Below are 12,614 nucleotides of genomic sequence, written 5' to 3' on the forward strand. Positions count from 1 at the left end.
CCCCAACACCATATCCGGATCAACTTAATCCGTTGGTGTTGAAATGAAAATCGACAAATGCGGCCGAAATGTTGCGTCGCACAACACCTGCGGCAGACTGAATGCGATTGAAGGGAGAAAAAGCTTTGCGGGACTGCAACAAAGTCCCGCAAAGCCTTCTGTCCGTCCAGCCAGGAAAAACCGGACGGGGGGTCTCGTCCATGCGGACAGTCAGAGCGGCAAAGGCCTGCTCCGATCGCGTCGCACAGAAAACTCTGCAGCCGATACCGCTTCGCGGCAATTCGGCAGCGACATGAAGCAATCTCTAATACAAGATCAGCAGAAAAACATCACCCAACGGTGAAGATGTGCCAATTCGGCTCGACTTTTTTTGGGCTTTTTGTCAGCGGCTTGTTTAGGCGATCTCACGCAGTTGTTCAGCCGTCTGCAGATCGACCGACACGAGCTGCGATACGCCCTGCTCCGCCATCGTCACGCCGAACAGCCTGTTCATGCGTGCCATGGTGATCGGATTGTGGGTGATGATGACGAAACGCGTTTCGGTGGAGGCGGCCATTTCGTCCATCAGGTTGCAATAGCGCTCGACATTGTGATCGTCGAGCGGGGCGTCCACTTCGTCCAGCACGCAGATCGGCGCCGGATTGGTCAGGAAGACGGCAAAGATCAGTGCCATTGCCGTCAGCGCCTGCTCGCCGCCCGAAAGGAGCGTCATCGTCTGCGGCTTCTTGCCGGGCGGGCGGGCGAGAATTTCCAGGCCGGCCTCGAGCGGATCATCGGATTCGATCAGCTGCAGTTCTGCCGTGCCTCCACCGAAAAGATGGGTGAAGAGACGCTGGAACTGGCCGTTGACAACGTCGAAGGCGGCGAGCAGGCGCTCGCGACCCTCGCGATTGAGGCTCTGGATCGCGCCACGCAACTTGCGGATCGCATCGATCACGTCGTCGCGTTCCTTGATCAGCGCCTCGAGCTTGCCGCTCAATTCCTTCTGCTCTTCCTCGGCACGCAGGTTGACCGCGCCAAGGCGCTCGCGCTCCATCTTCAGGCGTTCGAGTTCACGCTCGACCTCGCGAAGATCAGCTGCTGCCTGCAGCGACTCCAGTCCGGCAAGCCGAAGAGCCTCATGTGGCGCGACGTTCAGTGCCTCGCGAATTCGCGCCTCGGTTTCTTGCCGCTTTTCCCGCGCCGAGACCAACCGCTCTTCGGCGCGGCCGCGGCGCTCGCGGCTTTCGGCGAGTTCGGATAGCGCCGTCGCGGCCTTGTGGTCGGCGTCACGCTGCACGAGCTCCGCTTCAGCAAGCGCGTCGGCCGCATGGCGACGCGCTTCCTCGGCCTTCTGGAGTTCGGTCAACAGCGCACGGCGCTTGTCGTCGAACTCATCGGGCGCCATTTCGAGCTCGGCCGCTTCCTCCCGCGCTTCCTCCTCGCGGTCGCGAAGGGTTGCGATATGGTCCTCGGCGCTGGCAGCACGCTGGCGCCAGGTCACGCGCTCCTGCCCAATGGCAATGATGCGGCGTTGGCGGGCTTCGTTTTCGCGGTTCAAGCTTTCATGGCGCGCCCGTGCTTCGGCGAGTGCGCCACGATCGGTCGCGACTTCCGCCTGCTGCGCTCGAAGCCGTTCGTCGATCGCCGTCAGATCAGGGGCATCTTCCAGCTCGATCCTGACGTTTTCTTCCTGAATCGAGAGATCTTCGAGCTGGATCTGAAGCTGGCTGACGGCTTCTGCAATGACATCACGGCGGCGGATGAGATCGCCAGAGGCCCGCTCGGCCGCTGCCAGCGCTTCGCGCGCCTCGGCGAGTTGCCGTGCCGAGATCCGGCTCTTCTCGCGAGCCTCCGCCAGGCGCTGCTCCCGAAGGCGGATGGCATCGGCGGCGCTCGCCAGCCGTTCCTCTGCTTCATCAAGCATGTCGCGGGCAAGTGCCGTTTCGCTTTCGAGTTCAGCGAGGCGGTTCTTCTGCGCCAGCCGGAGTGCCGCCGCACTCGGCGCATCCGCGCCGGTCACATGGCCGTCCCAGCGATAGACGGCACCCTCTTTGGTCACCAAACGCTGGCCAGGCTTTAGATCCTTCATCAGCGCCGCAGCATCCGAACCGGAGATCAGGCCGATCTGCTTCAGGCGGCGCATCAGTGCCGCCGGCGCACGAACATGGTTGGTCAGCGGCGTCGCCCCTGATGGCAATGCCGGATCCGCAGCGCCGTCACCATTGCCGGACCAATGAACCGGCGCCTTAGGGTCAAGCGGGGATTCGATGTCGTCGCCAAGCGCCGCACCGAGCGCCGTTTCGAAGCCGCGATCGACGCGAAGCTCATCGGCAACCGGCGCAAATTCGCCTGCGGCAGCGCCGGCCGCCAGCATACGCGAAATCGTCCGGGCTTCCGTTTCGATGGCATTCAGCTTCGCCCGCGCCTGATCGACCGGCGATCGGGAAAGAGCTTCGGTCTGGCGGGCAGCGGCCAACGCCTGCTCGACGCCCTGGATGGCTGCTTCCGCCTCGGCAAGCGCCTGCTCGCCAGCCTCGACCACGGCCCGCTTCTCGTCCGGATCAGGCAGGCCGGAAATCTTCTCGCCGATTGCCGACAGCTCGCGGATGGCCTCGTCCATCTGCCGTTCAAGACGCATCTTGCGATCGGCCAGATCGCGAATGGCACGCTCGAGCTGGTTGCGCCCGGCAGCGGCCTCGGCGCGCTCGGCGGTCAGGCTCGCGAAGATGCCCTCGCTGTCTGCGAGCTTGGCCGCAGCCTCTTCGAAGGCCTCGCGGGTTTCCTCGGCAAAACGGCCGGAATCGGCAAGGATCTCGGTGATCTCGCCCTCTTCGGTGTCCAGCCGCGCCAGGATCTCGGCGTTGTCGGCAACCAGCCGCTCCTCGCGGCGGATGTCCTCGCCGAGCTGTGCAAGGCGGCGGGTCAGTTCATCACGGCGGCGCAGGATGCGATTGGCGTCCTCCTCCAACTGCGTCTTGGCGATCTGCAGGCGCTGCAATGCGGCGGCGGCGCGCGCTTCGCCATCGCGCAACTCAGGCAGCTTGAGGCTTGCAATGCCCTGAACCTTGGCGGCCTCCATCTGCATCTGCGCCTTTTCGGCGACGACGACGGTGGCCTGATTGAGCGCGCTGTCGGCCTCGGCTTCCGCCTCCTTGGCCTGCACCCAGCGGATATGCAGGAGCAGCGCCTCGCGGGCGCGGATATCCGCCGACAGTGACTTGAAGCGGCTTGCCTGACGGGCCTGACGCTTCAGGCTCTCGATCTGGCTCTCGAGTTGAGAGGTTACGTCGTCAAGGCGTTCGAGATTGCTTTCGGCAGCACGCAGGCGAAGCTCGGCTTCGTGGCGGCGCGAATGCAGGCCTGATATGCCGGCTGCCTCTTCGAGCAACTGGCGGCGGGCCTGCGGCTTGGCCGAAATCAACTCGCCGATCCGCCCCTGCCCGACCATGGACGGCGAACGGGCACCGGTGGAGGCGTCAGCAAAGAGAAGCTGCACGTCCTTGGCACGGCTTTCCTTGCCGTTGATGCGATAGATCGACCCCTGCTCACGCTCGATGCGGCGGGTAACCTGGATCTCGTCGCTGTCGTTGAAGGCGGCAGGCGCGGTGCGCGCGGCATTGTCGAGATAAAGCGCGACTTCCGCAGTGTTGCGAGCGGGACGGTTGCCGGAGCCGGAGAAGATGACGTCGTCCATGCCCGACGCACGCATGTTCTTGTACGAGTTTTCACCCATCACCCAGCGAAGTGCTTCGACGAGGTTCGACTTGCCGCAGCCGTTCGGACCGACGATACCGGTCAAGCCGCGCTCGATGATGAATTCGGTGGGTTCGACGAAGGACTTGAAGCCGACGACACGAAGCTTGTTGAACTTCATGCCGTATCCCCGCGCCTGATCAAGCAAAAGACGGGCGCACGGCTTCGGCCGTCGCCCGTCGATCGGATACGGTTCAGATTAGAGCAGGCTGTCGATAAGGGCCGACATGGTGTCAACCGTCATGTCTCCAGAATAGCGCTTGCCGTTGATGAGGAACGTCGGCGTGGCATTGACGCCAAACTCCTTGGAACCCCTTTCCCGCGTTGCGTTCACTTGATCCAGCAGCTTCTGGTTCGTCAAGCACTTCGTGAAGCTATCCTCAGTAAATCCAGCAAGTTTGGACATCTGAAGCAGTGCACCGCGGCCATCATCTGCAGCCGCCCAGGTCTGCTGCTGCTTGAACAGCATGGCAACCATCGGGAAATACTGTTCGGCCGTGCTCAATTCTTCCGGCTTGGAAGGATTGCAGCGCGCCAGCATGAAGGCGGCAGCCGCACGCGGATCGAACGGGAATTCGCGGATGATGAAACGCACCTTGCCGGCATCGACGTACTTCTTCTTGATTTCATCGAAGGTGGTGGTGTGGAAGTGGGCGCAGTGCGGGCAGGTCATCGACATGTATTCGACAATCGTGACCGGGGCGTCTTCCTTGCCGAGCGCCATTTCCGGCAGTTCGCCTGGCTTCAGCACGGCAGCCATGTCGACGTCGCCATCGGGCTTAGGCATTTCGACAGCGGCCTGCGCGGTGCTGAAAACCGCAAGCGTCGCAGTCGCGGCAGCCACGCCGCCCAGAAGCTGGCGTTTCGTCAGTTGCATTTCGGAAATCGGCATGAAGTTCCCCATAAATGAGAGTAGTGGCTGTGAGTGCGATATAACGGCTCGAAGCCCTGAACAAGGCACGCTTCGCCAACTTTCTTCAAAGAATTGTGACCTTGGTTGGACCGCCAGATTAAATTGCGGACAGAATTGCAGGAGCAATACTTGGAAGCGCTAGCGCCCGCGCTTTCCCAACACGGCCGTTCCAAGACGCTTTACCGCTTCGCGCAGCTTGTCGCCTTCGATCCCTTCCATCATCTCGTCCAGTTTTGCGGCGGCCGCACCCTTTAGCGGCGGAGGCGTACGGGAGCGCTTGATCGCTTGATAGACAGGTTTCTGGACGATGCGGATCTGGTGAACGGCGGCGAAACCGAAGAAGCTGTTGACGCGCTGAATCAGTTCGCCCTGCGCATGCGTCAGAAAAAGGGCTCGTGCGCCCTCACAGGCGATGGTAAGCACGCCGGGGCGGAAACCGCCGTCATCGTTACCCCTCGCCCAGGCGATCTTTTCCGGCCGCGTGCAATCGGCAAACTCCTCGCCGGCGATCTCGTCCCACGAGCCGAGCAGCGCGGTGTTGATGCCGGCGCGCTTTGCAAGCACCGGATCGATCAACCCATTGGTCAATTCGGAGATCTGCTTTTCACCTTTGCGTGGATAACTCATTGAAACCTTCAGATCGCGCTGCGTTCAGGCACCACTGCCTTGATCGCGCGGCATTGCTTCGCCAAGTATAGGGCACTTCCCCTCACGACGGCAAATGATGACATCGACGACACTGGACGCGCCCGCCGCCAAGCCCCTTCTCGACTGGTATGACCGGCACCATCGAGACCTGCCATGGCGCATCTCGCCGCCGATGGCGGCGCGCGGCATCAAGGCCGATCCCTACCATGTCTGGCTCTCCGAGGTGATGCTGCAGCAAACCACGGTGCCGGCGGTGAAGCCCTACTTCGCCAATTTCCTGGCGCGCTGGCCGACCGTCCGCGACCTTGCCGATGCTCCCAGCGAAGACGTCATGGCTGCCTGGGCCGGGCTTGGATACTACGCGCGCGCCCGCAACCTGAAGAAATGCGCCGAGGCGGTGACGCGCGACCACGACGGCATCTTTCCCGATAGCGAGGACGGGCTGAAGTCGCTTCCCGGCATCGGCGACTATACAGCCGCCGCGGTGGCCGCGATCGCCTTCAACCGGCAGGCAGCCGTGATGGACGGCAACGTCGAGCGGGTGATCTCGCGGCTCTACGCCATCGCCACGCCCCTGCCCGGAGCCAAGCCTGACATGAAGCAGAAGGTGGCTCTTCTCACCCCAAAGGATCGGCCGGGCGACTTCGCGCAGGCGATGATGGATCTCGGCGCGACGATCTGCACGCCGAAGCGACCGGCCTGTTCGCTCTGTCCCTTCAGGGGATCCTGCGAGGCGCTGCGCCTGCACGATCCCGAACAGTTTCCAGTCAAGGCAGCCAAGAAGGAAAAGCCGATCCGCCAGGGCGCGGCCTTTATCGCGGTCACGGCGGATGGCGAGATTCTGCTGCGGCGTCGCATCGAGAGCGGCCTTCTCGGCGGCATGAGCGAGGTGCCGACGACCCACTGGACGGCGCGGCAGGACGGCGAGACATCGGCTGACGCGGCACCGTTTCCGGCGGCGTGGGAGCCCTGCGGGACCGTGACCCACGTCTTCACCCATTTCGAGCTCAGGCTTTCCATCTACCGCGTCGCGATCCCTTCGCGAATTCAAACGGATAACGGTTGGTGGGAGCCGGTTACAAATCTTGACTCGCAGGCGCTACCGACCGTCATGAAAAAAGCAATCACCGCGGCTATTCCGCTCGCGTTCAAACATGCCAAGGATTAATCGATGGCCATCGAGCATATTGTTTTCGACATTGGAAAAGTACTCATCCATTACGATCCGAGTATCCCGTTCAGCCACCTCATCCCCGACGAGACTGAACGCAAGTGGTTTTTCGACAATGTCTGCACCCACGACTGGAACGTCGAGCAGGACCGTGGCCGCACCTGGACCGATGCCGAAGCCTTGCTGATCGAGGTTCATCCCGACCGCGAGGAGCACATCCGCGCCTTCCGCAAGCACTGGCACGAAATGGTCTCGCACGCCTACGATGACAGCGTGGCCATCATGGAAGGCCTGATTGACGATGGCCAGGACGTGACGATGCTGACGAACTTCGCGTCCGACACCTTCCGCGAGGCGCAAGTCCGCTTCCCGTTCCTGACCAAGCCGCGCGGGGTAACGGTCTCCGGCGACGTCGGTCTCATCAAGCCCGATATTGCGATCTACGAAACACACGCCAAGAGCTTCGGCCTCAATCCGGCGGCGACGATCTTCATTGACGACTCAGCCCCCAACGTCGAAGGCGCAAAAGCGGCCGGCTGGGACGCGGTTCTCTTCACCGGCGCCGACAAGCTGCGCGCCGATCTTACAGCGCGCGGCGTGAGGCTCTGACCATGGCATTCGATCCGGTTGAGGAAATCAAACGCTTCCATGGCGCGATCAATGCGCTCGATTTCGATATGATCGAGGACTATTTCGCGGATGACGCGACCTATGTCTCAAATGGCGTGGGCAGCTTGTCCGGGCGAGCCGAGATCATGGTCGCCTTCCGCAAGTATTTTGAAGACTACCCAGACCAGACAGCAATCAACACGCTGGTCGAGAAGGTCAGCCCCTATGCCGGCCGTGCCGTTTGGTCGGTTCGCGCGACGCACAGCAAGACGGGCAAGCCCTTAGTGCGGGAAGGCGAAGAGACGATCACCTTCAACGAAGACGGTCGCGTCACCCACGTCGAAGTGACGGATTACCGAGCATTCTGAAAGAACGTCGCCGAGAGATAAAAGGCGAGCACGAAAAAGAGCCACAGGTCGGAAACCATCGCGATGGTTCTCGACCTGTTTCTTGCTCGCTCCAGCAGATGCTTGAGACCCGCAAGACCGAAGAACAGGCAACCGATGATCGCGGCAGGGACGATCCACAGCGGCGCGAAAAGGCTGAGCACGCCAAGCATACCGATTGACAGGTTGCCGAAGCCGATCTCCTGCACCAACGACTGGGCCTTGTGATCGGTCACACCAAAGATCGTTTCCGCCGTGAACGCCGGATTGATGATCTGTTTCAGACTGGCCATAAGCAATCGCAAGCCGACGCCCCAGAAGACGAACCATTTTCCGATAAGGAAGACGAGATTGACGTCCGCATTCCAATGCACTTCGGCGACAACCGAGCCCAACGGCAAAACAAGCATCAGCAACAATATGACCGCAAGATACATGGCGTTCCTTGCCTGTTTCGGATCATCAGCAGCCGATACATGACACGGAATTGCACGGCCGCGCGAGCCAAAATGAAGAGCGCCCGGGGTGTTGATCCCCGGGCGCCAGGCCTTCTTCCGTAACTGGAGGTACAAAACACCGGAAGAAGGAAGTCTCGATCAGGTCGAGGCGCGCGTCATTCCGCCTTTGCCAGATCACTGCGGATCACGGACCGCAATTCGTCGATCGGGCGCAGGGACTGCCCGTCGTCGAAATGCCAGAATGTCCATCCGTTGCATGCATCAAGGCCCTGGACCTTTGCCCCAAGGCGATGAATGGAACCGGCCTCGCCACCGGAAGCCACCGTGCCGTCGGCGCGAACGATCGCGCTGTAGCGGCGGCGGGCATCGGTAAGCACCTGGCCGGGCTTGATCAGACTGCTTTCGACCAGCACGTTGAAAGCCACGCGGACTTCCTGCTTCTTGCCGGTCATGACGGTGAGTTCAGCCTTGCCGAGCGGCTCGACCGCTTCGATGCGAGCGGAGGCCGCATCGATGTAGTCCTGCTCGCGCTCGATGCCGACGAAGTGGCGGCCGAGGCGCTTGGCGACGGCACCCGTCGTGCCGGAGCCGAAGAATGGATCGAGGATGATGTCGCCTGGCTTCGAGGACGCCATGATGACACGGGCAAGCAACGCTTCCGGCTTCTGCGTCGGATGCACCTTCTTGCCGTCGTCGCCCTTCAGGCGTTCGCCGCCGCTGCAGATCGGGAACAGCCAGTCGGAGCGCATCTGCACGTCGTCGTTTGCCGCCTTCATGGCATCGTAGTTGAAGGTATAGCCCTTGGCCTTGGCGTTCGGGCTCGCCCAGATCATTGTCTCATGCGCGTTCTGGAAGCGGCGGCCCTTGAAGTTCGGCATCGGGTTGGTCTTGCGCCAGACGATGTCGTTGAGGATCCAGAAATTGAGATCCTGCAGCGTCGCACCAACGCGGAAAATGTTGTGGTACGAGCCGATGACCCAGATTGTCCCCGTTGGTTTCAGAACGCGGCGGCACGCGAGCAGCCAGGCGCGAGTGAAGGCATCGTAGGCTTCGAACGAAGCGAACTGATCCCACTCGTCATCGACGGCGTCGACAAGCGACTGGTCGGGACGATGCAAGTTGCCGCCGAGCTGCAGGTTATACGGCGGATCGGCAAAGATAACGTCTACGGAGTGGTTCGGCAGGGCTTCAAGGGCAGCAACGCAATCGCCCTTGATGATCGTGTCGATCCAGGAGCCCGGCTTTGCGGAGGCCTTGAGATCGGCAAGCGGAAATACTGACGCCATCTGGAAACTCGCTCATACACAATTACGCTTTTTACTGTCTGTTATGGTTACTCAGTTTGGTTACCAAAGCCTGAAGGGATGAGCGATTTCGGGAAAATAAGTCGCGACAGGCGTCGGCGCCGAAGGAGCGGGGCAGCGGCCGCACGCCCTTCCGGCTGTGTTATTACGCCGCCGCGTCATGCACCTTGCGGCTATCGGCCGGAGCTTCGGCGCGCTCGTTCATGCCGTAGTCGCGAACGATGTGGCCTATGCGCAGCCGATAGTCCGCGAAGACGCCGTTGCGGCCGGCGTGCTGGGCTGCTCGGTGTGCCTCCACGTTTCGCCAAGCCTTGACCGCCTCCTCGTCGCGCCAGAAGGACAGCGACAGCAGCTTGCCGCGATTGGTGAGGCTTTCAAAGCGTTCGATTGAAATGAAGCCGTCGATCTTTTCGAGTTCACCGCGAAGTTCGCCGGCGAGATCGAGATAGGTGTGGCGTTCGCCCATGAAGGGCAGGACTTCGAAGATAACAGCGATCATGGCATCACCAGCTTTGAATGAGGAAGGGAAGCGTTCTTGAGGAAGATACGATCTTCTTTGAGGATGAAACGTTCGCGTTTGGCGAATTCGTAGTTTTGCCTGCCGAGCGGATCGGCGGCAAGGCGGGCGCGATAAGCTTCGTAGGCGGCGAGGTTTTCAATGTTGTAGACGCCGTAAGCCGTCGTCGCCGAGCCCTCATGCGGCGCGAAATAGCCGATCAGGTCCGCACCGTTGCGCGGAATTGCCTGCCCCCAGTTGCGAGCGTATTCGGCGAAGGCGTCCCTCTTGAACGGATCGATTTCATAGCGGATGAAGCAGGTAATCATCGTCGTCTCCTTGTTGTCTGGAGACCGTTTTCGCACATTGCCTGACGACAATGCTTCGGTTAGGATCGAAGTATGAAGGAAGGACCCGACATAGCCCAGATCGGCGCGCTGATCGGCGACCCTGCGCGTGCCAACATGCTGACAGCGTTGATGGGCGGCAAGGCGCTAACGGCGACGGAGCTTGCCGCTGCCGGCGGCATTACCGTGCAGACAGCGAGCACGCACCTTGCCAAGCTGGAAGCCGGCAATCTGCTCGCGCAGCGCAAGCAGGGCCGCCATCGCTACTTCACGCTGGCGGACGACAGCGTTGGCAAATTCCTGGAAAGCATCATGGGATTTGCGGCAGGGCGCGGCCATTTGCGCCACAAGCCGGGACCGAAGGAACCAGCACTGCGCAAGGCCCGCATCTGCTACGATCACCTCGCCGGCGACTACGGCGTGCGCATGCTCGACAACCTGATTGCCGAGGGCGCGATCGATGCACTCGGTGACGGTCTTGCCTTGACGGAGAGCGGCGAAACCGCGCTCAAGAATATCGGCATCGACGTCCACGCCCTGAAATCGTCGCGTCGTCCACTCTGCCGCTCCTGCCTGGATTGGAGCGAGCGACGGGCCCACCTCGCCGGCAGTCTCGGAAAGGCGCTACTTTCGAATTTCCTCGACAAAGGCTGGGCGCGTCGCACTGCCGAAAGCCGCTCCGTCATCTTCTCACCAGAAGGCGAACGGCAATTTCTTGCCTTGTTTCCTGCCGCCAAATAGCCGCGAAAGCGATCGTAAAATCGAAGCCGCCCGTGGCACGCAATCCAGCCATGCCCTGCTGTCGGTTGAGCTTCGCCGAGGCATCGTGTAAAGGGGCATCATCCCAAATAAGGCGCAAGTATATGGACGGCTTCGACCTCATCATCTTCGACTGCGACGGCGTTCTGGTCGATTCGGAAATTATTGCTGCGGATGTCGAATCCAAGCTTCTGACCGAAGCGGGCTACCCGATCAGCATCGAGGAAATGGGCGAGCGCTTCGCCGGCATGACCTGGCAGAATATCCTGCTGCAGGTCGAGCGCGAGGCCAGCATTCCGATTTCCGCATCGCTGCTCGACAAGTCCGAAAAGCTGCTCGATCTGCGTCTGTCCCAGGATGTGCAGGCAATTGCCGGCGTCGAAGCCGCTCTCTCGCGACTGAAGCTGAAGCGCTGCATCTGCTCGAACTCCAGCAGTGCGCGGCTCGACATGATGCTCGGCAAAGTGGGCCTGAAGCCGCTCTTTGCGCCGCATATCTTCTCAGCCAAGGATCTCGGTGCCGATCGCGTGAAGCCGAAGCCGGATATCTTCCTGCATGGCGCAAAGCAGATGGGCGTTTCCACAGACCGCGTCGTGGTCGTCGAGGACTCCGTCCATGGCGTTCACGCAGCGCGGGCTGCCGGCATGCGCGTCATCGGGTTTACCGGCGCCTCCCATACCTATCCGGCACATGCCGACAGGCTGACCGATGCCGGTGCTGAAACCGTCATTTCCCGGATGAGCGATTTGCCCGGCATCGTTGCCGCGCTCGCCGAATGGGAAGGCGCCCTGTAGAACGCTCGTTCTTGGCGCGACAGAGCGAACCTATTCGGATATCGGAGTGGTAATCGCCGTCTGATGGGGCTGTCTCGTATGAACGTTTCCGTGGAATTGTGCTCTCCGCCCGAACTCGACGACCGGATCACCATTGTCAGGGCCGGAGACGAAGTTGATGGCATCTTCGTCCGCACCAAGCGATTCAACGTCCTGGTCGACACTCTCGGAACGCCCGAGTTATGCCGGACGGCGCTGGACCTGCTTGGCGAGGACGTGCATGCACGTCCGCTGCTGGTCGTGAACTCGCACATGGACTGGGATCACTTTTGGGGAAACGCCGCGATTGCAGGAAAGGCGCCGATCATTGCCCATGCCGCAACGCTTGAGCGCTTGCGTGATCCGTCCTCACTTCAAGTCCTGAAAGATAAGGTGCGCGAAGATCAGCGATTTCGAAACGTTGAACTCGTAGCGCCAGACATCACCTTCTCAGGCTCTATGACGCTTCACGGTGGCGATCTCACGCTCGAATTGTTTCACACGCCAGGTCATACGCCCGACCATGTCTCGGTGTGGATTCCTGAAATCCGCGTCTGTCTGGCCGTCGACGCGGTCGAGTATCCGATCCCCGAGGTGTGGAGCAGGAGCGCGCATGATCTCCGGCTGCTCTCCTCATCCCTCGAACGAATACGCGACCTGAACGCAAGGTTTGTGATTCCTGCGCACGGCAGAACGCTCTCTCCCGCGACGGTGGACGACAATTTGCTATATTTCAAAGAGTTGGCAAGCCGTGTCGAGAATTTGAGCGAGAGCGACCTGTTGGGTCCCGGGCTCAACAAGGCGGTTGGGTTCCGACTTCAGGATTTCGTCGCCATTCCGGCCGACATGGCGACGGAGGTGGTGGCCTTCTACGAAGGGTTCCACGACACCAATCTCGGCGCGACAATTCAGGCGCGCTTGGACGGCTGAACGACGACACGGCGTTCGTTGTGCGACTCCGCTGGTTCCCTTCGCT

General features: G+C 61.1%; 13 protein-coding genes. 6 read left to right on the forward strand and 7 right to left on the reverse strand.

Going from position 1 to position 12,614, the window contains the following annotated elements; genetic code table 11:
- Positions 1–394: 394 nt before the first annotated feature.
- From FHT77_RS02460 to FHT77_RS02470, 3 genes are all read right to left on the reverse strand, one after another.
- A complete protein-coding gene (locus FHT77_RS02460; protein ID WP_183752199.1) occupies positions 395–3,856 on the reverse strand; it encodes a chromosome segregation SMC family protein in 3,462 nt (1,153 codons plus the stop codon).
- 78 nt (positions 3,857–3,934) lie between these two features.
- The gene (locus FHT77_RS02465) at positions 3,935–4,627 is read right to left on the reverse strand and encodes a DsbA family protein (protein ID WP_016553044.1); all 693 of its coding nucleotides are present in this window, start codon (positions 4,625–4,627) and stop codon (positions 3,935–3,937) included.
- A gap of 159 nt (positions 4,628–4,786) precedes the next feature.
- Entirely contained in the window at positions 4,787–5,275 is a 489-nt protein-coding gene (locus tag FHT77_RS02470; RefSeq protein ID WP_016553043.1) for a DUF721 domain-containing protein, read from the reverse strand.
- Between the two features lie 97 nt (positions 5,276–5,372).
- Here FHT77_RS02470 and mutY point away from each other — a divergent pair, with 97 nt between their 5' ends.
- From mutY to FHT77_RS02485, 3 genes are read left to right on the forward strand one after another with little or no spacing between them, the layout of a single operon-like run.
- The gene (gene mutY / locus FHT77_RS02475; RefSeq protein ID WP_183752201.1) at positions 5,373–6,464 is read left to right on the forward strand and encodes an A/G-specific adenine glycosylase; all 1,092 of its coding nucleotides are present in this window, start codon (positions 5,373–5,375) and stop codon (positions 6,462–6,464) included.
- 3 nt (positions 6,465–6,467) lie between these two features.
- The gene (locus tag FHT77_RS02480; RefSeq protein ID WP_183752203.1) at positions 6,468–7,076 is read left to right on the forward strand and encodes an HAD family hydrolase; all 609 of its coding nucleotides are present in this window, start codon (positions 6,468–6,470) and stop codon (positions 7,074–7,076) included.
- 2 nt (positions 7,077–7,078) lie between these two features.
- Positions 7,079–7,444, forward strand: coding sequence for a nuclear transport factor 2 family protein (locus FHT77_RS02485; protein WP_183752205.1), 366 nt, complete (start codon positions 7,079–7,081; stop codon positions 7,442–7,444).
- On the opposite strand, the gene FHT77_RS02490 is transcribed toward FHT77_RS02485, so the two are convergent.
- The 4 genes from FHT77_RS02490 to FHT77_RS02505 all read right to left on the reverse strand — a co-directional run bounded on the left by FHT77_RS02490 (position 7,429) and on the right by FHT77_RS02505 (position 10,049).
- Positions 7,429–7,899, reverse strand: coding sequence for a DUF6790 family protein (locus tag FHT77_RS02490; protein ID WP_183752207.1), 471 nt, complete (start codon positions 7,897–7,899; stop codon positions 7,429–7,431). The genes FHT77_RS02485 and FHT77_RS02490 overlap by 16 nt on opposite strands.
- Before the next feature lie 176 nt (positions 7,900–8,075).
- Positions 8,076–9,206, reverse strand: coding sequence for a site-specific DNA-methyltransferase (locus FHT77_RS02495; RefSeq protein WP_183752209.1), 1,131 nt, complete (start codon positions 9,204–9,206; stop codon positions 8,076–8,078).
- A gap of 163 nt (positions 9,207–9,369) precedes the next feature.
- On the reverse strand, positions 9,370–9,723 hold the full coding sequence (locus FHT77_RS02500; RefSeq protein WP_112656607.1) for an antibiotic biosynthesis monooxygenase family protein: 354 nt from the start codon (positions 9,721–9,723) through the stop codon (positions 9,370–9,372).
- On the reverse strand, positions 9,720–10,049 hold the full coding sequence (locus tag FHT77_RS02505) for an NIPSNAP family protein (protein WP_183752211.1): 330 nt from the start codon (positions 10,047–10,049) through the stop codon (positions 9,720–9,722). Before FHT77_RS02505 ends, FHT77_RS02500 begins: the two co-directional genes overlap by 4 nt.
- 72 nt (positions 10,050–10,121) lie before the next feature.
- On the opposite strand from FHT77_RS02505, the gene FHT77_RS02510 reads away from it, so the two are divergent.
- The 3 genes from FHT77_RS02510 (at position 10,122) to FHT77_RS02520 (ending at position 12,568) form a co-directional block, all read left to right on the forward strand.
- Positions 10,122–10,808: a helix-turn-helix transcriptional regulator gene (locus tag FHT77_RS02510; protein ID WP_183752213.1), complete on the forward strand. Its 687-nt coding sequence runs from the start codon at positions 10,122–10,124 to the stop codon at positions 10,806–10,808.
- Positions 10,809–10,930: 122 nt separating this feature from the next.
- On the forward strand, positions 10,931–11,620 hold the full coding sequence (locus tag FHT77_RS02515) for an HAD family hydrolase (RefSeq protein WP_183752215.1): 690 nt from the start codon (positions 10,931–10,933) through the stop codon (positions 11,618–11,620).
- A gap of 78 nt (positions 11,621–11,698) precedes the next feature.
- Positions 11,699–12,568: an MBL fold metallo-hydrolase gene (locus tag FHT77_RS02520; protein WP_183752216.1), complete on the forward strand. Its 870-nt coding sequence runs from the start codon at positions 11,699–11,701 to the stop codon at positions 12,566–12,568.
- Positions 12,569–12,614 lie beyond the last annotated feature (46 nt).

This window comes from Rhizobium sp. BK181 (assembly GCF_014193305.1).
In the GTDB taxonomy this organism is placed as follows: domain Bacteria; phylum Pseudomonadota; class Alphaproteobacteria; order Rhizobiales; family Rhizobiaceae; genus Rhizobium.

Bases quoted from the DNA above. Each gene is read 5' to 3' on its own strand.
- FHT77_RS02460 (WP_183752199.1), bottom strand. From the start codon at position 3,856: ATGAAGTTCAACAAGCTTCGTGTCGTCGGCTTCAAGTCCTTCGTCGAA.
- FHT77_RS02465 (WP_016553044.1), bottom strand. From the start codon at position 4,627: ATGCCGATTTCCGAAATGCAACTGACGAAACGCCAGCTTCTGGGCGGC.
- FHT77_RS02470 (WP_016553043.1), bottom strand. From the start codon at position 5,275: ATGAGTTATCCACGCAAAGGTGAAAAGCAGATCTCCGAATTGACCAAT.
- mutY (WP_183752201.1), top strand. From the start codon at position 5,373: ATGACATCGACGACACTGGACGCGCCCGCCGCCAAGCCCCTTCTCGAC.
- FHT77_RS02480 (WP_183752203.1), top strand. From the start codon at position 6,468: ATGGCCATCGAGCATATTGTTTTCGACATTGGAAAAGTACTCATCCAT.
- FHT77_RS02485 (WP_183752205.1), top strand. From the start codon at position 7,079: ATGGCATTCGATCCGGTTGAGGAAATCAAACGCTTCCATGGCGCGATC.
- FHT77_RS02490 (WP_183752207.1), bottom strand. From the start codon at position 7,899: ATGTATCTTGCGGTCATATTGTTGCTGATGCTTGTTTTGCCGTTGGGC.
- FHT77_RS02495 (WP_183752209.1), bottom strand. From the start codon at position 9,206: ATGGCGTCAGTATTTCCGCTTGCCGATCTCAAGGCCTCCGCAAAGCCG.
- FHT77_RS02500 (WP_112656607.1), bottom strand. From the start codon at position 9,723: ATGATCGCTGTTATCTTCGAAGTCCTGCCCTTCATGGGCGAACGCCAC.
- FHT77_RS02505 (WP_183752211.1), bottom strand. From the start codon at position 10,049: ATGATTACCTGCTTCATCCGCTATGAAATCGATCCGTTCAAGAGGGAC.
- FHT77_RS02510 (WP_183752213.1), top strand. From the start codon at position 10,122: ATGAAGGAAGGACCCGACATAGCCCAGATCGGCGCGCTGATCGGCGAC.
- FHT77_RS02515 (WP_183752215.1), top strand. From the start codon at position 10,931: ATGGACGGCTTCGACCTCATCATCTTCGACTGCGACGGCGTTCTGGTC.
- FHT77_RS02520 (WP_183752216.1), top strand. From the start codon at position 11,699: ATGAACGTTTCCGTGGAATTGTGCTCTCCGCCCGAACTCGACGACCGG.